The sequence below is a fragment of the Paenibacillus sp. ISL-20 genome (assembly GCF_018613005.1).
Lineage (GTDB): Bacteria > Bacillota > Bacilli > Paenibacillales > Paenibacillaceae > Paenibacillus_AQ.
Genome location: NZ_JAGGRD010000024.1, coordinates 161,616 through 182,317, shown reverse-complemented (window position 1 = coordinate 182,317; position 20,702 = coordinate 161,616). Strand labels below are relative to the sequence as shown.

24 protein-coding genes are annotated in these 20,702 nt (G+C 49.0%); 12 read left to right on the top strand and 12 right to left on the bottom strand.

The window, feature by feature from the left end:
• Window positions 1–9: 9 nt before the first annotated feature.
• Window positions 10–513, bottom strand: a complete 504-nt coding sequence (locus J7E85_RS15400; protein ID WP_076324440.1) for a hypothetical protein — start codon at window positions 511–513, stop codon at window positions 10–12.
• A 241-nt stretch (window positions 514–754) separates the two neighbouring features.
• On the bottom strand, window positions 755–1,612 hold the full coding sequence (locus J7E85_RS15395; RefSeq protein WP_215159182.1) for a DegV family protein: 858 nt from the start codon (window positions 1,610–1,612) through the stop codon (window positions 755–757).
• A 96-nt stretch (window positions 1,613–1,708) separates the two neighbouring features.
• On the opposite strand from J7E85_RS15395, the gene J7E85_RS15390 reads away from it, so the two are divergent.
• Window positions 1,709–2,239: a hypothetical protein gene (locus tag J7E85_RS15390; protein WP_251035736.1), complete on the top strand. Its 531-nt coding sequence runs from the start codon at window positions 1,709–1,711 to the stop codon at window positions 2,237–2,239.
• A gap of 82 nt (window positions 2,240–2,321) precedes the next feature.
• Here J7E85_RS15390 and J7E85_RS15385 read toward each other — a convergent pair whose 3' ends face one another.
• On the bottom strand, window positions 2,322–3,239 hold the full coding sequence (locus J7E85_RS15385) for a J domain-containing protein (protein ID WP_215159180.1): 918 nt from the start codon (window positions 3,237–3,239) through the stop codon (window positions 2,322–2,324).
• A 267-nt stretch (window positions 3,240–3,506) separates the two neighbouring features.
• On the opposite strand from J7E85_RS15385, the gene J7E85_RS15380 reads away from it, so the two are divergent.
• From J7E85_RS15380 to J7E85_RS15360, 5 genes are all read left to right on the top strand, one after another.
• Window positions 3,507–4,256: a DeoR/GlpR family DNA-binding transcription regulator gene (locus J7E85_RS15380; RefSeq protein WP_215159178.1), complete on the top strand. Its 750-nt coding sequence runs from the start codon at window positions 3,507–3,509 to the stop codon at window positions 4,254–4,256.
• Complete coding sequence (pfkB, locus tag J7E85_RS15375; RefSeq protein ID WP_215159365.1) at window positions 4,256–5,167, top strand: 1-phosphofructokinase; 912 nt, start codon at window positions 4,256–4,258, stop codon at window positions 5,165–5,167. Before J7E85_RS15380 ends, pfkB begins: the two co-directional genes overlap by 1 nt.
• A 72-nt stretch (window positions 5,168–5,239) precedes the next feature.
• Window positions 5,240–7,207 (top strand): PTS fructose transporter subunit IIABC, encoded by a 1,968-nt coding sequence (locus J7E85_RS15370; RefSeq protein WP_215159176.1) that lies wholly within the window; start codon window positions 5,240–5,242, stop codon window positions 7,205–7,207.
• Window positions 7,208–7,355: 148 nt separating this feature from the next.
• A complete protein-coding gene (locus tag J7E85_RS15365) occupies window positions 7,356–8,207 on the top strand; it encodes an MBL fold metallo-hydrolase (RefSeq protein WP_215159174.1) in 852 nt (283 codons plus the stop codon).
• Window positions 8,208–8,329: 122 nt separating this feature from the next.
• Entirely contained in the window at window positions 8,330–8,935 is a 606-nt protein-coding gene (locus tag J7E85_RS15360) for a YitT family protein (protein WP_215159172.1), read from the top strand.
• A gap of 97 nt (window positions 8,936–9,032) precedes the next feature.
• Here the strand turns inward: J7E85_RS15360 and J7E85_RS15355 are convergent, their stop codons facing one another.
• From J7E85_RS15355 to J7E85_RS15345, 3 genes are all read right to left on the bottom strand, one after another.
• Complete coding sequence (locus J7E85_RS15355) at window positions 9,033–9,701, bottom strand: bifunctional 2-keto-4-hydroxyglutarate aldolase/2-keto-3-deoxy-6-phosphogluconate aldolase (protein WP_215159170.1); 669 nt, start codon at window positions 9,699–9,701, stop codon at window positions 9,033–9,035.
• A gap of 64 nt (window positions 9,702–9,765) precedes the next feature.
• Entirely contained in the window at window positions 9,766–10,728 is a 963-nt protein-coding gene (locus tag J7E85_RS15350) for a sugar kinase (protein ID WP_215159168.1), read from the bottom strand.
• A gap of 160 nt (window positions 10,729–10,888) precedes the next feature.
• Window positions 10,889–11,095 carry a DUF1657 domain-containing protein gene (locus J7E85_RS15345; RefSeq protein WP_098748513.1) on the bottom strand — a complete coding sequence of 69 codons (207 nt, stop codon included), beginning with the start codon at window positions 11,093–11,095 and terminating at the stop codon, window positions 10,889–10,891.
• Between the two features lie 161 nt (window positions 11,096–11,256).
• Here J7E85_RS15345 and J7E85_RS15340 point away from each other — a divergent pair, with 161 nt between their 5' ends.
• Window positions 11,257–12,117: a DUF421 domain-containing protein gene (locus J7E85_RS15340; protein WP_215159166.1), complete on the top strand. Its 861-nt coding sequence runs from the start codon at window positions 11,257–11,259 to the stop codon at window positions 12,115–12,117.
• A gap of 168 nt (window positions 12,118–12,285) precedes the next feature.
• Here J7E85_RS15340 and J7E85_RS34845 read toward each other — a convergent pair whose 3' ends face one another.
• The 6 genes from J7E85_RS34845 to J7E85_RS15315 all read right to left on the bottom strand — a co-directional run bounded on the left by J7E85_RS34845 (window position 12,286) and on the right by J7E85_RS15315 (window position 17,395).
• Window positions 12,286–12,369, bottom strand: coding sequence for a putative holin-like toxin (locus tag J7E85_RS34845; RefSeq protein WP_223260591.1), 84 nt, complete (start codon window positions 12,367–12,369; stop codon window positions 12,286–12,288).
• 264 nt (window positions 12,370–12,633) lie between these two features.
• Window positions 12,634–13,737, bottom strand: coding sequence for a GerAB/ArcD/ProY family transporter (locus tag J7E85_RS15335; RefSeq protein WP_215159164.1), 1,104 nt, complete (start codon window positions 13,735–13,737; stop codon window positions 12,634–12,636).
• A 69-nt stretch (window positions 13,738–13,806) separates the two neighbouring features.
• The gene (locus J7E85_RS15330; protein WP_127594894.1) at window positions 13,807–14,010 is read right to left on the bottom strand and encodes a hypothetical protein; all 204 of its coding nucleotides are present in this window, start codon (window positions 14,008–14,010) and stop codon (window positions 13,807–13,809) included.
• A gap of 13 nt (window positions 14,011–14,023) precedes the next feature.
• The gene (locus tag J7E85_RS15325; RefSeq protein ID WP_215159162.1) at window positions 14,024–15,199 is read right to left on the bottom strand and encodes a Ger(x)C family spore germination protein; all 1,176 of its coding nucleotides are present in this window, start codon (window positions 15,197–15,199) and stop codon (window positions 14,024–14,026) included.
• Window positions 15,199–16,659 (bottom strand): spore germination protein, encoded by a 1,461-nt coding sequence (locus tag J7E85_RS15320; RefSeq protein WP_215159160.1) that lies wholly within the window; start codon window positions 16,657–16,659, stop codon window positions 15,199–15,201. Before J7E85_RS15320 ends, J7E85_RS15325 begins: the two co-directional genes overlap by 1 nt.
• Before the next feature lie 208 nt (window positions 16,660–16,867).
• Window positions 16,868–17,395: a DUF2062 domain-containing protein gene (locus J7E85_RS15315; RefSeq protein ID WP_215159158.1), complete on the bottom strand. Its 528-nt coding sequence runs from the start codon at window positions 17,393–17,395 to the stop codon at window positions 16,868–16,870.
• A 201-nt stretch (window positions 17,396–17,596) separates the two neighbouring features.
• Between J7E85_RS15315 and J7E85_RS15310 the strand changes: the two genes are divergently transcribed.
• From J7E85_RS15310 to J7E85_RS15290, 5 genes are all read left to right on the top strand, one after another.
• Window positions 17,597–17,953 (top strand): PadR family transcriptional regulator, encoded by a 357-nt coding sequence (locus tag J7E85_RS15310; protein ID WP_215159156.1) that lies wholly within the window; start codon window positions 17,597–17,599, stop codon window positions 17,951–17,953.
• On the top strand, window positions 17,950–18,630 hold the full coding sequence (locus tag J7E85_RS15305; RefSeq protein WP_215159154.1) for a permease prefix domain 1-containing protein: 681 nt from the start codon (window positions 17,950–17,952) through the stop codon (window positions 18,628–18,630). Before J7E85_RS15310 ends, J7E85_RS15305 begins: the two co-directional genes overlap by 4 nt.
• Window positions 18,627–19,199: a DUF4825 domain-containing protein gene (locus tag J7E85_RS15300; RefSeq protein WP_215159152.1), complete on the top strand. Its 573-nt coding sequence runs from the start codon at window positions 18,627–18,629 to the stop codon at window positions 19,197–19,199. Before J7E85_RS15305 ends, J7E85_RS15300 begins: the two co-directional genes overlap by 4 nt.
• Window positions 19,180–19,542 (top strand): LLM class oxidoreductase, encoded by a 363-nt coding sequence (locus tag J7E85_RS15295; RefSeq protein WP_251035735.1) that lies wholly within the window; start codon window positions 19,180–19,182, stop codon window positions 19,540–19,542. Before J7E85_RS15300 ends, J7E85_RS15295 begins: the two co-directional genes overlap by 20 nt.
• A gap of 172 nt (window positions 19,543–19,714) precedes the next feature.
• Entirely contained in the window at window positions 19,715–20,695 is a 981-nt protein-coding gene (locus J7E85_RS15290; protein WP_215159150.1) for an aldo/keto reductase, read from the top strand.
• Window positions 20,696–20,702: the final 7 nt, after the last annotated feature.

Genomic DNA, 20,702 nt, shown 5'->3' with positions numbered 1-20,702 from the left:
AGCGGCTGCTTAACCGTGTCTCTTCCGTCCGAGCATCAGCCAAGCTCCGCCAAGCACAAGCAGTACGGCAATGACAGGCTGCACGACGGACAGGTAATTCAGCACGGGTCCGATTGAGAATACCACGAAGAACAGCAGCGATAATACGGTCAGAATGTTAATCGGGATGAGCAGCCACTTGTTACGCGATCCGAACCAGTAGAACTCGAACAGCCCTGCCGCAACGGCCAGGATAAAGCCGGGCCACATGGAACCCCACGAGTCAAACAAGGAAGCGATTTGGCTGACAATACCGGCTGTGAGCAGAATGCCTCCCGGTATTAACAGTCCGATACCCTGTCGTCCAACCAGCGAGAAGTACATCCAGTGAAAAAACAGGCCTAATGGGATCACAAACAGGGTAGGCCAGAATGTGGCAAAGATGGAACCGGCGCCTACCGATCCGCCTTGGTTTAAGAGCAAGTATGCGCCGAGCAGGATGAGCAGCGGTGCCAAGATTGTACGTTTCGTCATACAAACTTCGTTCCTTTCCTTTTGTAGATTGATTAATCCAAGAATACCATGTTATGGATGGGGATGTCCTCGGTCCTTCGGGGAATGTTTCACCTAGACTTTAGTCTAGGATGACATGTTTAGCCAATAGGCAGCCCGTTTAATAAGGCACTAAGTGCCCGATAGGCAGGCCTGAGTACAGTAAAAACAGTCCTGCAGCAGAGCGTTATAAAGCAGGACTGTCTTTTTCGGATGATAAATATTATGAAGGCTTCTTGGTATACATGAGACCGACGGTTTGAGGACCGCAGTGGCTGCAAATCACACAACCCGCCGTAGAAATGCTAACCTGCCGTGCGCCTGTTTTCTCCTGCAGCTGCTTCTGCAGGAAGCGGGCTTCCTCTTCGGCCATGGTATGTACAACAACAATCAGATCATTGTCCATTTTGTCCACTTGAGCCAGCGCATTTTGGATCATCTGCTCCAGTGCCTTCTCTTTTTTGCCGCGTACCTTGTAAGCGGGGATCATGCCGCCGTCCACGACTTTGATAACGGGGCGGATTTTCAGCAGGCTGCCAATGATGTTTTGCATACCGGAACAGCGTCCGCCTTTATATAAATAATCCAGTGTATCGACAACGAATTCGCACTCCACTTCATTTACGGTATGGCTTAATAGCTCCATAATTTGCGGTATGGATGAACCTTCATTGGCCGCGTGAACAGCCTTCATGATAAGGAGTCCGATGCCGGAGGAAAGATTGCGTGAATCAAACACGGTAACCCGGCCCTCGGGCAGCTCACCTGCGGCGATCAACGCATTTTGGTATGTGGAGGAAAGCTCTGATGAAATGCTAAGGAACAGGATATCCTCGCCTTGTTCAATGGAAGGCGTGAAGGCCGCAATGAAGTCAGACGGAGAAGGTGCCGCTGTTTTGGGCAGGCTGCCGATCTGATCGACTTTGGCGTATAGCTGCTCCGGGGTAATGTCGACTCCGTCGCGCAAAGACTGTTCTCCGAATACGACGTAAAGCGGAACGATGCCGATATTATATTCTTCTATCCATGAAGGTGGTAAGTCGCAAGTGCTGTCAGCAAAAATTCTAATTCTACCAGACATGAACATCTCCCTTTATCAACTAATTGAATCTTGTACTACTAGAATACCTTGTTTGATGGGAAAAGGGAATGCTCTTGTCGTTTTGGCTCGAGTACTGTGAGCATACGCCAAAAAGGTGGTGATTGTGCAACATATTCCATAAGCACGGCGGGTTCAGAGAACGCGCAGCTGCCGGAAACCAAAGATTTTGAGCTTGAGCTGGAGGGCATGAAAGAGGCCAAAACTGCCAAACTGACCAAGGGCGATGGCTACGCGCTGTATATATTTGATATCGGTTCCTTTGATGCAAAGACCAACAAGCTGACCATGAATGTGGATCAAGATTATTATGTCGAGATCACGAAGCTGCCTTCGGATTATAGCGAGGATGAACTCAAGCTGGAAGCGGGGAAAGAGCTTGCCGAGGCAGGTAAAGTTCGGGAGGCTAGCGACAATGAGAAGCATAAGGGCATGGAGGATGCGTCCGTGTATATGATAGGCGAAGGTGAGAGCCTGACCAAGATGTACATTGTGGATGAGATTGACGGACAGGGCTATCTTTTTCGCGGTCATAACCCTCACCGCGAACCTTCCGAAGGCTTTGCCACGCATGCCTTTACATCCTTGAGCTCGATCGTAAATCATTAATGCGAATAAAAACAGCCTCAGCTGTTTGGCCATACGGCTAAGCAGCGAGGCTGTTTTTGTTATTCATATCGGATGGGAGCATCTATTGTTGCTTGGACGTCTCCAAATATTGTTTAATGAAGCGCAATGCATTTGCGTCACGTTCCGAGCCTTCACGAATGCCCGCAAACATTTCTTTCTTAAGAACAGGCAGTTCTTCGCCAAGTTGGCTGCCCATGATATCCACGGCATACACATGCTCCGAACCGTCTTCCTCATTTTTTCCCTTTATCAGCATCTCCGGCGTGAGCAGTTCCTTCAGCTCACCTTCAACCTCCGCTTCGAGCGGACGTACCATCCCTTGATTGCCCACCCAATCAAAAGCAGTCTGATCCATAATGTACAGGTCCGGGCGCTCGGTGGACAGTACAAGCAGTGCCTTTTGCAGCATGGCTGCATCCTGCGGGTTGTTGGAATCCAGAGGCGGTACATAATTAATGTTAACGGTTACGCGTTTCCAATCGGGAAATTGCGCGAGAATCGCGTCTTCGATCGGGTTGAGGTCTTGTCCTCCATCCTGATTCATATAAGATCCGAGGAACATGACTTCCAGATCAACCGGGGGTAGATTGGCCAACCGTTCTTTCTCGGCCTGATGGTTGAACATGCTGATCACGATATAAATGAGTACGCCGACTAGAGCAATACCGCCGAGCACATGAAATTTATAATAACGGAAGAAATGATCGGTTTTCTCCGCTGTCCCGGCAAACCTTTTATATTTGCCGTATCGTTTCTGATTCATCTCTTCCAAAGCTTTACGGTTCTCTTCTTCAAGGATGAATTTATAGGCTTTGGTGATTTCGGCAAACTCGGCTTCGAACTCATCCGCCCGGTCCGGCTCCCTCCTTTGATGTGAGCGGGTTTGGCGCATGAGCAGCGTATACCGGTCGTCGAGCTGTTCCTTGGTTGCATCCTCCGGTAGACCCATTCGCTCATAGGCTTCTTTCAATTGGTCCATTCATGTCACCTCTTCTATACTGTGAGAGTTTCCTATTTACCAGTATATAGTGTAGAGGCTGCAGGTTACAAACGTTTATGCGATGTTTCGACACTTGCCGGCTTGATAATGGGTAAACTGTCATGAACAAGCAAAAAATGCGAATGAAAATGATGCAATATGGTAAAAGATTCATGTCTTTCCTGAATGATTGTGAATGATTTTGAAAGTTTTAGATTGTTTTTTAGAACAGTTATGATACTATATGCAATGAGGGGGGATTCATTAATGCTGACGGAAGAAAGATACCGAATCATTTTAGAGCGCTTGCAAGAACGCGGCGTCGTGAAGTTGCAGGAACTGGTTGAACTCCTTGAAGCTTCGGAATCAACAGTAAGGCGTGACTTGATCGACCTTGAAGAACGTCAATTATTAAAGCGCATTCATGGCGGAGCGGCTCTGCCGAGCCCTAAGATACAGGAACCTGGAATCGAGGAAAAAACGTTCAAAAACATTCAACAAAAAAATGCCGTTGCTCGTTTAGCGGCCGCACAGGTGGAGGATGGAGAAAGCATTTACCTGGATGCGGGAACGACCACGCTGGCGATGATACCGTTCATCGACGCGAAGGACGTCACGGTTGTTACGAACGGTTTATCCCACATCGAAGCGCTGGTAAGCAAGCGAATCAAAAGCTATCTACTGGGCGGTATGATGAAAATTCATACCAAAGCCGTCATCGGAAGCATTGCGCTGCAAAATATGGACAACTTCCGCTTTGACCGCTGCTTTTTGGGCACGAACGGTGTGGATGTAGATATGGGCTACACCACGCCAGATCCGGAAGAAGCCTTGATTAAGCGGCGAGCCCACCAGCTGTCCGCCTCCAGTTATGTCCTTGCAGATTCCAGCAAAATAGGTGAGGTTTCCTTCGCTAAATTGCTGGATCTGAACGAAGCGACGCTAATTACAGAGCCCTTGCCGGAATCATGGAAGAAGGCCATCTCACAGAAAACCAAAATAATTGAGGGATCATGATGATATATACGGTAACACTGAATCCTTCCATCGATTATATCGTGGAAGTTGAGCATATCGAGCTTGGCGGATTGAACAGAATGACCCGGAACATGAAGTTTCCGGGCGGTAAAGGGATTAATGTATCGCGGGTGCTGAACCAGCTTGGAGCTGATAATACAGCCATCGGTTTCCTGGGCGGATTCACCGGCCGTTATATAGACGAGATGCTGGGCAAGGAAGGAATCCGCACCGATTTCGTAAATATCGCGGACGATACCCGCATCAACGTCAAACTTAAGCATGGCGACGAGACCGAGATCAACGGCTTGGGTCCTATCATCCGCGAGGAAGAAACGAAAGAGCTGCTTCATAAGCTGTCACAGCTTCAAGCAGGGGATATCGTTGTGTTGTCCGGCAGCGTTCCGCCTTCACTGGGACCTGACTTCTATGGCCGTCTTATCGAAGCGTGCCGGAAGAGCGGTGCCGAATTCGTGATGGACACCACTGGAGAGGCGCTGATGAAGGCTTTGGCCTGGAAGCCGCTCCTCGTTAAGCCGAATCATCACGAATTGGCCGAATTATTCGGCGTCGTTATCGACTCAAGCGAGAAGCTTGTGGAGTACGGCCGAAAGCTGCTCGAGGAAGGAGCGCAGCATGTCCTTATCTCCATGGCCGGCGAAGGGGCGCTGTTCATCACGACCGATCGGGTATATCATGCCAACGTACCGTCAGGCACAGTCCGTAATTCTGTCGGGGCCGGCGATTCGATGATTGCCGGATTCGTTGGTACGCTTGCGAAGGGCGAGGGTCCGATCGAGGCATTCCGGACAGGGGTCGCCTCGGGAAGCGCGACGGCGTTCTCGGACGATTTGGCTGTGCGGGAAACGATTGATCGACTTCTTCCGCAGGTTAGGATCACGGAATGGTAAACCGCTTTACATCGAATCATGCGGCTATGGCGTGATAGTTGTCACGATGATATCAAGGGAGTGTGAACCAGCATGAAAATTACGGATTTAATGATACAAGAAACGATGATCATGGACCTGAAGGCGGTCACGAAGGAGGCAGCCATTGATGAATTGATCGCAAGCCTGGCTGCAAGCGGACGGATCAACGATCCGGTCTTGTTCAAAGAGATGATTCTGAAGCGTGAAGCCGAATCCAGCACGGGGATCGGGGGCGGCATTGCGATGCCGCACGCAAAGACGAATGCGGTTAATGAACCGACCGTTGTGTTTGCCAAGAGCAGTCAGGGCGTGGATTTCGAAGCGCTGGACGGAGAGGCGGCGTTTGTATTTTTTATGATCGCTGCTCCGGAAGGAGCTGGGAATACCCATCTCCGGACGCTTGCCGCGCTATCGCGGCTGCTGATTGATGCGGAATTTATCGGTCAATTGATGAATACGAAGACGCCCGGGGAAGTGACGGCTTTATTCGATTCCAAGCAGGCGGTAGAAGAAGCTGCCAAAGCGGAGAAGGAAGCGGCCAAGAGAAGGGAAGCGGCAAAAAAGGAATCGGAGAAGCATCAGGAATTCGATATGACTTCCCAATCTGACCCTATGAAGGGTCCTGCCGGAACCTCGGAAGCTTTTGTGATTGCCGTCACGGCGTGCCCGACCGGCATTGCCCATACATTTATGGCTGAAGATGCCCTGAAGAAGAAAGCCCAGGAAATGGGCGTCGAAATCCGGGTGGAGACCAATGGCTCGGAAGGTGCGCAAAACGTGTTAACGGAAGAGGAAATCCGCAGGGCCGCAGGCGTCATCATTGCCGCTGACAAAAACGTGGAGATGGCCCGCTTTAACGGAAAGCCCGTGCTCCAGCGACCTGTCAGCGACGGTATCCGCAAATCGGAGGAGCTGATTCGCAAGGCGATGAGCGGCGATGCGCCGATCTACCGGAGCGAAGGCGGCGGTGAGTCGCAGGCGAAAGGCGCGGAGAAGGGCAGCATAGGCACTAAAGTGTATAAAGACCTGATGAATGGTATTTCACATATGCTGCCATTCGTCGTAGGGGGCGGCATTCTCCTGGCCATCTCCTTCCTGATCGAGCAGCTTGCAGGTGAACATCATCCCCTCTTTCAGCTGCTGCAGACGATTGGCGGGGGAGACGGCGCCTTCCACTTCCTGATTCCGGTTCTGGCGGGATTCATTGCACTGAGTATAGGTGATCGTCCGGCATTGATGCCCGGCATGGTCGGAGGCCTGATGGCTCTCAATTCCAATTCGGGATTCCTAGGCGGACTTGCGGCAGGTTTCTTGGCGGGTTATGTGGTGATCCTGCTGCGCAAAGCATTTGCCGGACTGCCAAAAGCGCTTGACGGCTTAAAGCCGATTCTGCTGTACCCGGTTGTCGGCCTCCTTGTCACCGGAACAATCATGTTCTACCTGTTTGATCCGTTCTTCAGCTGGATTAATCTCGGTCTGATTGATATTCTGAACAATCTGGGTACCGGCAACGCGGTGATTCTCGGTCTTATTCTGGGTGGAATGATGTCAATTGATATGGGCGGTCCCTTTAATAAAGCGGCTTATGCATTTGCGATCGGCGTATTTACATCCAGCGGCAACACGAACGGCGCCATGATGGCTGCGGTTATGGCTGGCGGGATGGTTCCTCCGCTCTCCATCGCGCTGGCAACGACGTTTTTCAAGCATAAGTTTACGGAGCAGGAACGAAAATCTGGCGTGACCAACTACGTGATGGGCCTTTCCTTCATAACGGAAGGCGCGATCCCGTTTGCCGCAGCCGATCCGCTGCGTGTGCTGACATCCTGTATCCTCGGCTCGGCGGTTGCAGGCGGGTTGACGCAGCTGTGGAGCATCAACGTCCCTGCTCCTCATGGGGGAATCTTTGTTGCCGCACTGGCCAACCATGCGCTTCTGTTCTTGCTGGCCGTTCTTATTGGCGCGGTAATATCAGGCATGCTGCTTGGTCTATGGAAGAAGCCACTCGAGCGTAATTAGGATTCATATAGATGAAGAAATACGAGTTTGGAGTGGGCATTTCTGCTTACTCTGGACTCGTTTTTTTCTTTGTCGGTTAGGCCATTTCTACAAATGACTGCATGTTATAATCTAGTCGTGATAGAAAATGAAAGGAGAGATAATAGAGATGATGGAACAGAACAGCAAGTATCGAGATCCTGAGCAGCTTATCGAAGAAATCAACCGGACGTCCACAGCCGAAGGGATGGCAGCGGTATGGTTTCTGGGGCAGGAGAGCGTTGTCCTTAAAGGTGGGGAGGTTGTCATCTATATCGACCCTTATATGTCAGATGATCTGGAACGCAAAGCGGGATTCCAGCGGGCATTTCCTGCACCGCTGAAGCCGGAGCATATCACGAATGCGAGCATGGTACTAATCACCCATGAGCATGACGATCATATGGATCTGGGAACGATTGCGGTCATAGCCAAGCAGAATCCGGAGACAGTCTTTGTTGCACCGGCTTGCTGCCATGATGCGATGAGAGAGGCTGGTGTTACGCCGGAGCGTTTGTTCGCGGCAGTGTGCGATCAATGGCAGCAGTTTGAGGGCTTCCGTCTGATGGCGATTCCGGCTGCCCATGAAACCTTGGATGAGCATGAACAGTTTGGACACCGGTTTGTCGGATATTTGGTGGATATCCAGGGCGTGTTGATCTACCATGCGGGGGATACCGTCGTTTATCCTGGTTTGGTAGAAAGGTTACAGGGGCATTCGATTGATATCGGGATGGTGCCGATCAACGGGGGAGATGCCTTCCGCCGGAAAGACGGGATTGTTGGGAATATGGGCTTCCGGGAGGCTGCAGAGCTTGCCGCAGCATCGCGATTCGATCTGACCATTCCGATGCACTACGATATTTTCCCTTGGAATGGAGAGAAGCCAGGGTATTTTGTGGATTATTGTTATGAGAATTATCCATATATGAAGACCAAGGTGATGGCACGGACCGAGCGTTTGATTTATGTAAAAGATTAAAAGCGAAAGGCATCCGAATCGAATCCGGTGGAATTTTTTTCAAATGCGGGACAGCAAGTTCGCAATTTTTCGAAATGACAAGCATATAAATAAGACATGCCCTTATAAATGGAGATGGGGAAATGGTGTCATTTCGAAAACATGTCATTATCGTGATCGGCAGTTTTCTGATCGCGATAGGGACCAATTTTTTTCTTGTCCCGCATAAAGTTTTGGATGGTGGAGTTATCGGCATTGCTCTGATTGCTAACTATGTGTTTGATCTACATATCGGATTCGTCATCATTTTGTGCAGTATTCCCATGTTTATCGCAGCCTGGATATTAAATCGCGAAATCTTTTACAATAGTCTGTCAGGCATGCTGATATCTTCATTTATTATCGATTTGCTTTCACCGCTGCAACCGGGTTTCTTGCGATCTTTTGCCCCGAATGTCATCCTAAGCGCGCCCCTGGGCGGGGCTTTGATCGGAGCCGGCCTTGGATTTATGCTTAGAAACAATACAAGCACGGGCGGAACGGACCTGTTGGCACATTTCCTGGCAAAATATTTGCCGTTAAATGTAGGCGTCATTATTTTGCTGATGGATGTCGTTATCATTGGTTTCGGAGGCATCCTGCTGTCGGGAAGCACCTTCATGTATTCCGTTTTGACAATAGTAGCAGGCGGGTTTACGACGGGAATGCTCACGCAGAAGCGTTGGTTCAAAAAGAGACGGATTAAATAAACAGACAAGCCTATCAAGTCGACTCTTGATAGGCTTGTCTGTTTATGAAAATAACAATATTCGGCAAAAATTGTGTAACAAATCAGTACATCATTTTTTATCTTTGGGCATGAGCTTCTTTAAATGCGTTGATATAAGCGCGTGCCTTTTCTGTAATCAGACTGAAGTCTCCATTCTTTAGCGCGTCCTTGGTTAGATCCGATCCGATCCCGACCGCAAACGCGCCGGCCTTGATCCATTCATGCAGATTGTCCAAATTTACGCCCCCGGTTGGCATGATGTTGGCTTGCGGGAGCGGACCCTTCAGGGATGGAATGACGGATGGGGAGTACAAATTCCCCGGGAAGAGCTTAACGACATCGACGCCAAGCTCAAGAGCGGCGACGATATCATGAACGGTTACGGCACCCGGCATCACCGGGACGCGGTAACGATTGCTGAGCAGAATGGTATCGCGGTCGAAGCCGGGCGAGACCACAAATTCGGCGCCGGCAAGAATGGTGATTCTGGCTGTTTCGGCATCCAGAACCGTGCCTGCGCCGATAATGGCATAATTATCCGCTTGCGGATCTTTGGAGGAGTACATTTTGGCCAGCGTTGTAATGGCTTCGGTAGCAAACGGTACAGTCATGGTTACTTCGATTACCTTGATACCGCCTTCAATCGCACGTTTGGCAATCTCGACAACCTCTTCAGGGGAATCCCCGCGAAGGACAGCAACGACACCTGCATGATGAATTTGTTCGAGTAGTCTTAGTTTTTTCATGTTAACACACTCCTTCTCGTCTATGAATGGATGTTAGAAAGATGGCTCGTTTAAAGAACAGGAGTTAACGTTCGATATGAGCAGCATTCCCGCGCCGCTGCTCTACTTCTTCCCATGTCGGAAGTGCTTCCCAATCACCGGGCGCTTGGATCACCAGTGAACCGGTTAAGCCGCCCAGTGAAAGAGCTTCTTCGGGTGTCCAGCCTTTGGCAATACCAGCAAGGAAACCGGCACAGAAGCCGTCGCCTGCTCCCACGGTATCCACCACTTGATCCACCTGCTCAAAGGGAAGGGAATAAGTGTGGTTCTTGTGGACAATGACATTGCTCCCATTGAAACTTTTGATAACGGACATTGCGGGAAGCTGTCGCAGACGATCCAGGATCACCTGCTCGTCCTCTGTTTCGAACAGCAGCTTGCATTCATCATAGCCCGGAAGAAAATAATCACAGACTTCCGCAAGCTCCAGCAGTACAGGACGAGCTTCCTCGATATTCCATAGCTTGAGTCTGAGGTTAGGGTCAAAGCTGATCAGGACGCCATGCGCTTTGCATACGGAAATGACATGACGTATCGTCTCCAGGCAACTGCTGCTTAAAGCTGCGGTGATGCCTGTAAAATGAAGGATGCGAGCATCGGCTATGTATTCGGAGTCTACATGGTCCGGCGTCATTTGGCTGGCGGCAGAGCCTTTGCGGTAGTAATAGACGGAGGATTGACCGCGAACGTTCTGTCGCAGCATAAGACCGGTCGGTGCAACATCCGTTTGTCTGGCGGCGGAAATGTCGACACCTTCGCCTCGAAGCGTTTTCAAGATACCGGTTCCGATCGGATCGTTGCCAAGTTGACCGAACCATCCGCTGCTGCAGCCAAGCCTGGCTAATCCGATGGCGAGATTGCTTTCGGCACCACCGAACGATTGTGCCATGTTTCCTCCTTGACCTATGCCCCGTGTGCCTTCCGGATATAATAATCCCATCGACTCACCGAACGTGATGACATCGATAGAACGCGTACCATTCTTCATAGAATCTACCCCTTTGTATTCAGTCTCCGTTATTAACACTTTACCCTGATGGGGAGGATAACTCAATAATAAATAACACAATATAAAGTACCTCCTATCAGGGGAAGATAGGAGGTATGCATGGGCTTACACGCGATGGAGCTAACAAAAAAACAAATGGTTAGAAACCTTTATACTGAGGCTCTTCCTGTTCAAGCTTCTGAACCCGCTGGGCCACTTGGTCCACGACTTGCTGTGTTTGTTGTGCTGCTGCCGTGAACAAATCCTTGGCATTTTGATCTTGCGTGGACAGTGCAAATTGCTCAAGGCTGGCCTGAGCGCTTTTTAAGGATGAGAGACATGTTTTGACATCGGAAGCTACGGTCATTGGTTTTTATCACTCCTTTCATGCGTAATAATGTACGCATTTTGCAGAAGAACATGCATGGAGCATAGCCTGGGAAATAATGGTGTGATTTCTGAAAGGATATTTGACAATAATCTATAGAGTGATTATTAAGTCGAGACATCAAATGAGGAGGCTTTATTGTGGCCCAATGGTTGGAAATCGTACTTAGAACCTTATGCGCTGTGGTTGTGTTGTTTCTGATGACGAAAGTGCTGGGAAAGCGGCAGGTTTCGCAGCTTTCTTTTTTTGAATATTTAACGGGGATTACGATCGGCAGCTTGGCCGCCTATATCTCCTTGGATCTTGAGGCCAACTGGTATTTGGGATTAGTTGGGCTGGGCGTATGGGTAGGCTGTTCATTACTTATTGAATTTTTGCAAATCAAGAGCAAGAAGGCCAGGGACTTTATCGATTTTAAGGCGACCGTACTCATTAAAGATGGGAAGATATTGGAAGGCAATTTAAAGAAAGAAAGACTGTCTACCGATGAGTTAATGGAGCAGCTGCGGAAAAAAGACGTGTTTCAGGTCGCTGACGTGGAATTTGCTATCATGGAGTCAAGCGGGGAGATTAATATTCTGCAGACGCGTGAGAATCTGCCTTTAACCCCTAAAGATCTTGGTATCCAGGTAGCGCCGGAAAAAGTCGCACAGGTTGTGGTCATGGATGGTAAAGTCATGGATGAACCACTGCGCGTCGCAGGTTTCAATCAGGGATGGCTGGTGGAAGAACTGGACAAGCAGGGCGCCAAGATCAAGGACGTATTTCTTGCCCAGGTAGATGCTTATGGACAACTAACCATCGATTTGTATGATGATCAGATTCAGGTTCCCCAAAATGAGGAGCGGAAACTGCTCTATGCAAATTTGAAGAAATGTCAGGCGGATTTGGAGTTATTCAGCCTCAGCACAAAGAGTAAGAAGGCCAAGAAAATGTATGAAGAATGCTCCAAACAGATCGAGAAAATTATAGCGGAGGTAAAGCCAATCCTAAATACTTAATTCGGGCGCCGCCGAGTCATAATTCCGTGAAAATCAGAATAGGATATTTTTGTGTATTAAAAGGAGCCGGTTGCCGCCGACTCCTCACACAGCAGATCATCACCTGCAAGGTGGATATTTGCTTGCAACCAGACGTAAGAAATAGATTCATCTGTACAAGGGACGGGTCTATTTCTTATTATGGAAGGCAAGGATCGAGACGACCAGAGTGGCGAACGATATCATTAAAGCCAAAGCTTCATTCACGCCCATGCCTATCACCTCCTGCTGCCACCCTTGCCAGCTGGTCTACTGTACTATATAATATGCCAATTGCTTACAATAAAAGAACCTTTTTGTAGGAAGCGCTTACATAAAATGTTGATTTTTTGACGAGATCAAAAAGTATAAACTACAGAGGCTTATCATACTTATCTCGGTACTAAAGGTGACATATAATCCGGAAAATTGGGAGAGCAGCAAATGCCGCTCTCCCAGTTTCTGTTTTTCAATAGGATATCGATACAGTTTCAAGTTTCAAGCGGGTTTATGATTAGCTTTAGGTTTGTGTTTGCGTCTGCGGAACAGGGAGGCCATCCAATAGAAGATAGGGATGAACTCCATAAGAATAAAGAACATTACCATCCCGAAAGAATTGAAGTCCTGGAGAAAAAGGATCGGATTTTGCGAATACTGGTATGCAATGACGATTGCAGTTCCCCCAATAATGGCGATCAGCGGCCCATCCATTTGCTTCAGGTGAAGCAATTTGGCAAGACATCTTACACTTACGTGGATGAGAAAGGCGCTGTGGAAGAACATCGAACTGCTCCATAAGCCAATGATAAGTGGATCGGAATTGCCGAGGAACCCACTGGCTGAGCGCATTAATTCAACAAGTGGATATTGCATCTCCCGCCCTAAATAAGGGCCGAAGTTTAGTAAAGCTGAGGCCCATTGGAGCAATATACCTATAGTCACCAGCATCCCTGCGGCGGCGAGGTTTCGAAACGATTTCCGGTTAAATTGGATATAGGGAGCGAGAAAGAGGAAGACGATCCATTCCGCGAAGAATGAAAAACAGAACAGGGCATCCTTAACGGCCGATTCATAATTGTGATGCCTGACCATCGCAATCATCATATCGAAATGGGCTTCCTTGAAGAAAAACATGTTCATGGACACGATCGCAATGACAATGACGAGAAAGAGCCCGTCTGAAATATAAATCATCGTTTCCATGCCCCATCTGGCGGTAATCATAACGACCAAACCCACGATCAGGAGCACGAACCATTGAGGAGATTCACGCATGTAATTGGTGTCGAAGAATAAAGTGAAGCTTTCGATATCCATCCCTATGTAATTGATCGACCAGAAGAAAACCAAAGCGACGATCGGAACGTGAATCCAGTTGCTGACTAGTTTACTGCCGAAATCGATCCAGGGTTTCTGAGGGTCCCACAGCGCGAGCTTTACGGTAAACCACAGGAAGATTAGACTCATCACATAGCCGCCGAGAATCGCGGCCCATCCTAAATAAGCGGAGTTCCACAATAAGGGACTGATCAGAAATCCAGTAGGTATGGCGTTAAGATAGACAAATCCGAAACGGAACAGCTGCCAGGGAGTATTGCGCATGTTGGGTTCGTACATCCTTTCCGTTATAGATTATAGTCCTCTGTGAAGGTACAACGATAGATGTTTTTGTTATAGGTTATCAAGCCACCCGAACAGCAGCATAATCAGATGGTTGGGGGTCAGCCACTCGTGAGAAAACAAGGCGAATAAATTCCAGACGGTAAACGCAAGGATCAGCAGGAGAACCGTCCATTTTTCACGAGGTGCTTTTGCCTTTTTCTTCGCGATATACCATTCCACCAAGGAGTACACGAGGAACAGAAGAGCGAGCATGGGCAAAACCTCCTTATTTCGGATTCATTTTGAGTATGGATCCGAAGTTTCGAATCTTGATGTCGGTAACAACCTGGATCTCAACTTCGTTTTTGTAATAATCGGGCCAGTTGGCACGAAACTTTTGCCAATGATCCGGATAGTTCCAATCCACCAGCATGCCAAGCTGCAGGATGTCTGCTCCTACTCGCTGCGATGTATGAAGAGCTTTTCTTAAATGACCGGCGATTTGATCATTGAGCTCACGCTCGATGAGCTCTTTCACCTGAAGGGTATCAAGCTGCTTCTGCTTTTGTTTGTATATGACATCGCCCGTTCCGCTTAGCTTTACTGTGAACACCGGATGACCCGAAACCATGCGTACGGACTTATTGGATCTTGATGTGATGACAAACACGCTTGCTTTCTCGCCATCACTCCATTGAACAGTATACATAGGACCTTTTACCTCGTTTACTCCCCAACTGACGGCAAGCGACTCCTTCATCGGGAGTGTGGCAACGAGTTTATGATTACGGAAAAGCGCCGTGCCCTGAATCCCTGCCCAGGGTTCCAGTTTCTCTTGGTCGGCCACCATAGGCTTCAAGCCTGCTGACAAATAGTTCAAGGCATAGCCTTGATTGGCCGATTCGGCATAGAGGCAATCCTTCAGGTTCGTCACGATCATGTTGTGTTGGTCCGCAAAGCGGGTGAGCACCTCCGAAGGCATCTGCTCAAAGACCGGCGTCAGCTCCGCGACTTTTTTGGCGTCTCCGGGTGCAACCATTAAATAAATATTCAGGTTGGTTGTCGGTTCTCGCTGAAGCCAGTCCGTAAGCTCTTCTAATCCCGCCTCCGCGTAGCTTTTGCCAACGACAACGACCTTGGTGTGACTGAAGTCAAAACGCCTGGAAAGATCCCGTTGAATCAGGTGCAGGGCATCCTGCACGGTACTGGAGGTCTTGGTTACCATGGCATACGGGTCACCACCACCTTGGCCGCCTGCTTGGCTTCCAGATGTAAGCCGATTTGGAAGGGGGGCACTGATCGTAACTTCTACGGTGTCTTCTTGCTGACCTTTATTCACATACATGGCAAATACAAAGGTTTGCTCATTGATTTCAACCTTGGTCATCGTGAAACCGCAACCCGTCAACAGAGTCAGGGGAAGCACCAATTTCAACAAGTTAAACCATTTGAGTAGAGGCATTATGGCTTTCTTCTCCTTAAATTGTTGGAAGACGCATAGGTCTTAGGCCGGTTCTTCATCAGCATGGATGGTGCCCGCAAAAAGGTATCCTTCCATTCGGATATCACAAGCGGCGCAACGGGCTGCAGATAAGGCGTATTAAACGACTTCAGGGAAGCCATGTGGCCATACACAAGGAAGGCAGCGGCAAATACGCCGATAAGGCCGAGTGTCCCTCCGAGAATGAGTATGGGGAAACGCAGCAAGCGGAACGCAAGCCCAAGCTCGAAGTGCGGAATGATGTAAGAAGCGATTCCGGTTATGGACACCACAATGACCATCGGGTTGGATACAACACCGGCTGCTACTGCTGCCTGCCCAATGACGATGGCGCCGATGATGGATATGGTCTGCCCGACGGGCTTGGGGATCCGGGTTCCGGCTTCCCGCAAGGCTTCGAAGGTAAGCTCCATAATCAGCGCTTCGGTTAAAGCGGTGAATGGGATGTTCTCACGTGATGCCGCAATCGTGATCAGCAGATCGGTGGGTATGATGGATGGCTGAAATGTGGTGATCGCCACATATAGCGAAGGCATCAGTAATGAGATGATGGCGAACACGAACCTGACAATCCGGATCCAGCTGGAGGAGAAGAAGCTGTGATAATAATCCTCGGACGACTGCAGCAGGGAAAATAGAGTGACAGGCACGATCAGTGCCGACGGCGTTCCATCCTGCATAATGCCGACCCTGCCTTCAAGCAGAGAAGCGGCTACGGAATCCGGTCGCTCTGTGTATTGAAACTGCGGAAACGGGGATTTCACACCTTCCTTCATTTGCTCGGACAAGGTGCTGATCCCGAAGGTGCCATCAATGGATATGTTATTCAGCTGCCGGTCTACTTGGGCGACAACTTCGGGTTTGCATAAGCCGTCGACATACACCATATATACGGCGGTCTTGGAATAGTCACCAATCTGATAACGCACGGTTTTGAGGTCCGTATGCTTGATTTTGTGCCGAAGCAGCGATAAATTCGTGCCAATGTCTTCGATAAAAGCTTCTTGCGGCCCGTTCACCACGAGCTCATTCTGAGATTCCGAAACTGCCCGTTTCTGATACAACGCGATGTCAAATAAATAAGCCTCTGCCAACTGCTCCACAACCACTACCGCTGTGCCTTCGACAATCATATTGGCAATATACTCCGCCGAGGAAGAGCGATGAAATGGAACCGATAGGATATCTCCACGATCCATACGATCAATGAAGTTGTTAAAATTATGCTGAATCAACGCGGCTTCCTTAATCAGCGGTTTAACGATATGTTCGTGCAGGGTGCTGATATCCACAATGGATTCAATATAGATGACGGTGCACGTCGATCCATGGATACGTAAGGATTGATAGATGACATCCTCGCAATTCGTAAGCCGTTCTTTAACAGGGTCAAGCAGTACGTACTGCGCCTTCGATTTCATTTTTGTTCTTCCCTCCTTTGCCGGTTCGTAGTAAAGGCTCATCCTCTTTAGAATGCCGTACTTTTAGCAACTTATACCGAATTTTCCAGAGAAACTGGCAGGGACTGAAGAGAGGTTGAAATAAGGCAGGGACAATGGAACTTGATTCTGAATAATAAAATAAGCGCCTGGGAAGAAGGTTCCAGGCGCTTTTCATTATGAGTTTTAATCAAGACTTCGATCTTCCTCTGCGAATGAATTCTTTGATTTTATGAAGCAAGGGTCTGCGGTAAAGGGAGAGAAAGATGCGCAGCAAAATATAGAGTATCAATGTAGACAGGATGCTGTTGATGAGGGCACCGACAAGAAAGTTGACGCCCATATCGCCTAATCTGCCAAAATGATTTGTCTCAATTCGATAATCCGTCTCAGGGACAGGCACCGAGAGAGCATCTTCGATTTCAAAGGTTTTGGGAAATGTGGTGAAAAGATGCACAAATACCCCGATTCTATAGTTTAAATAGAACAGAATCGGCCACAAGACAGATCCAGTCGAAGCTGCAAGGAAGGCGGAGGGGATGTTCGCCCGAACCATGCGAGCGAGCAGCGGAGCCAGCAGCAGATCAATGCCAAAGGTTGGATACCAGCAAGGGAAGAAACCTACGGCAAAACCGAGCGCAATTCGATGATCGCTATTTTGCATGCGGAGAGTCCGGAGAATATAGTATTTGAGTCGTCGAATGTATTTATGAAGCAAAACCGTCTCCTCCTGCACGTACTAAATACAATAATGAAGCGATTCTAATTATTATAGGAAGAACTTTCAAGAATTATATAGTAGTGCTTGTAAACCGTCAATCGACGAAGAAAGAAATATATGTGTGAGGTATTACTTTGACATGCATAGTAATATGCGTTATATTATACCCATTCCATTCCGTTAAGGAGGTCAGGGTATTTGATTGAATCCGTACATAACAGTGATTTGATACGTGGAAATATTGATACCTTTATTCTGCGCGTGTTATCGGATGGAGATAATTACGGCTATCAGATCATTAAAGAAATTTCGATACGAAGCGGGAATCGATTTGAGCTGAAGGAGCCTACATTGTATTCCAGTCTGAGAAGGTTAGAGAAGCAGGGATTAATCCGTTCCTATTGGGGAGAAGAAACCCAGGGCGGAAGGCGCAAATATTACAACCTCAGCCAGGAGGGACAGAGGCGCTTGCTGCAAAATCAGAAGGAATGGAAGGCTGCGCGCGAGATTATCGATGTTCTCATTGGGAATGGGAAGGAGCTGACAGAGCAATGACCAACAGGCATGACCTGAAGATCTTTGTGGATCGTCTATTTGCGAATCAACGCAAAACCAAGGAAGTGGTAGAGCTGAAGAATGAGGTTCTCAGCAATTTGGAGGCGCGGGTTACGGACTATATGGAGAACGGCATGGAATATCAATCCGCCATCAGCCTGGCTATCGATAACATCGAAGATATCGAGGCCCTCATTGACGATAATCAAAAAGTTTATAGCTATCGTTTTCGTTATGATCTTGTTCAGAGCACGCTTATTTATTCCTTGCTGGCCTGGATCGTCACCATCCCGGCCCGATTTTTGCCAAGCGGTATAGGGTTGAACACCCTCCTGCTGTGCGTTGTTGTCTTCACCGGAGCGGTGTATCTTTCCATGTCACGGAATCTGAAACGGTATGAGAAGCAGACAAGAATAATCAACGCAGGTAAATTGGCCAAATGGAGTAAAGGGGCATGGTGGTTGTGGTCGATATTTATCGTAGTTGTATCCATGTACACCTTCGTGATTCAATACGGCAGTGATCTATGGTTTGGGCGAGCACTGCGGATCGATGGGCCCTATTCGTTCTACGAAACCGTCATGCGATATGCCATCCCGATGACGTCGGTCATCATTCCGCTGCTTGTCCAAAAAGCTTGTAAACTAACCCTTCAACTTGAGGTGAATGAACCATGAGCAGAAAAAATTGGCTGATTGTTGCACTGCTGCTTATCGGCGTAGTGGGTATGGCTGCACTGGAGGGATTCATTAAGCCCAGGGCAAATGAACAGGCCATTCAATATGAAGCGGAGCAGAATGATCCGTTGACGCATGATATCCGGAATTCGTTAAGCTACGCCAGCCCGTATATGGGGAATGCCGGGAACCTGATTAATTTGAATGCTTCGCTTCCCATGCATGACATCGAACGCACATTTCAGCTCTACCCGGAGGAATTGACGGCCGAGCTCCGATTCCAGGTTAGGGCAGGTGATCTGCAAGAGGAGAAGCTGAAGCAGCTACTGGTTTATAACTCCACTGCAAATTTTGCCATGATTGATAATTTGGAGAAACTAATCTTCGCCTTTGAAGACCAAACCTTTACCATCCGGCGGGACGAGGTGGAGTCCTGGTATGGCAGCCAGGTTACTCTTGCTTCATTACGGGATGCCGGGACATGGGAGAAGGAGGTTCAATCCCGTCTTGATGATATGAAGTATGTCGGTGATTACGTACAGAAACTGGTTGAGCGTAAGTTCCTGTAGAGATGCGCTGGAAGGGAACAGCAGCCAGGCGATCATGATTATGGATATGGCCGCGAAATCGGACAAAAGCATTCTGGAGCTCGGCCGGCATTACGCGGTATCTAGAGGTCATATGACGATGATCGGAACCCCGCAACAGATTGCCGATCGGATCGAGGATTGGTTTCGAAGCGGGGCTTGCGACGGATTCAACATTATGGCCCCTTTGCTTCCGGGTGGTCTCGAGCAGTTTGTGGAGCGTGTAGTGCCGCTGCTTCAGCAGCGCGGCGTGTTTCGCGAGGACTATACAGGCAGAACGTTACGGGACCATCTCGGTCTCATCCGGCCGGAAACCCAACATTAAAAATAATTGACGACAAAATTAGACGATGCTATAATCCTACTTAACATATCGGAAATAATAGAATTGATGCACATTCTACCGGACAGCCGGAGATGCATCCTTGGATCAGCTTGTGGTCCGAGGTGTGTCTTCGGCTATTTTTTTGTATGAATCTTACGAGGAGGCAGTAATCATGAAGCATAGAGCACTGGGTAGAACCGGAATTCAAGTGTCGGAGGTGAGTCTGGGGACGATGGCTTTCGGGCGCTGGATTGATGAGAGGGCTTCGGCGGCCGTATTGGATCAGGCACTTGGGTCTGGCATCAATCTCATCGATACGGCTGACGTGTACGGCACCGGTATGGATAACGGGAACGTAAACCAGCTTGGGGAATCGGAAGAAATTCTGGGCAGGCTGCTGAAGGAGCGAAGACAAAATATTCTCCTAGCTACCAAGCTGCATAACCGGATCGGACCCGGCATTAATGACCAAGGTCAAAGCCGCTATCATATTTACCGCGCACTGGAGAATAGCCTTGCCCGGCTTCAAACGGATTATATCGATTTGTATCAAGTGCACCGGTTTGATGAGTTTACCCCGCTGGAAGAGACGCTGGAGGCGCTTACCGATCTTGTACGTCAGGGCAAAGTCCGCTATATCGGCTGCTCGAACTATGCGGCTTGGCAGCTTGCCAAAGCTCATGGCATCAGTGCGCTCCACGGTCTGCGCAGGTTCGAGAGCATACAGCCGGAATACAGCCTCATTACAAGAGATATCGAACGTGAATTAATTCCCTTTGCCCAGTCCGAGCAGGTTGGGGTTATCGTGTATAGCCCGCTCGGCCGGGGCATATTGTCCGGGAAGTACCGAGCGGGCGAAGCTCCCCCATCGGACTCGCGCCTGGCTGCAGGCGAACAGAGATTGCAATTGCTGCTGAACCAGCGGCATGCGCTCTCTGTTGTGGAAGCGATCCGGCCGCTGGCCGAGCACCGGGGCTGGACGCTTCCGCAGTTCGCCCTGAACTGGGTGCTCAGTCGCCCAGGCATCACATCAGCCATTGTCGGGGCATCGAAGCCCGAGCATATCGCGGATACATTGAAGCATTCGGATGAGCGGCTGACAGAGGAAGAACTGCAGGAAATCGACCGCTTATCGGAGGAAATTCGCGGATAAAGCAGGT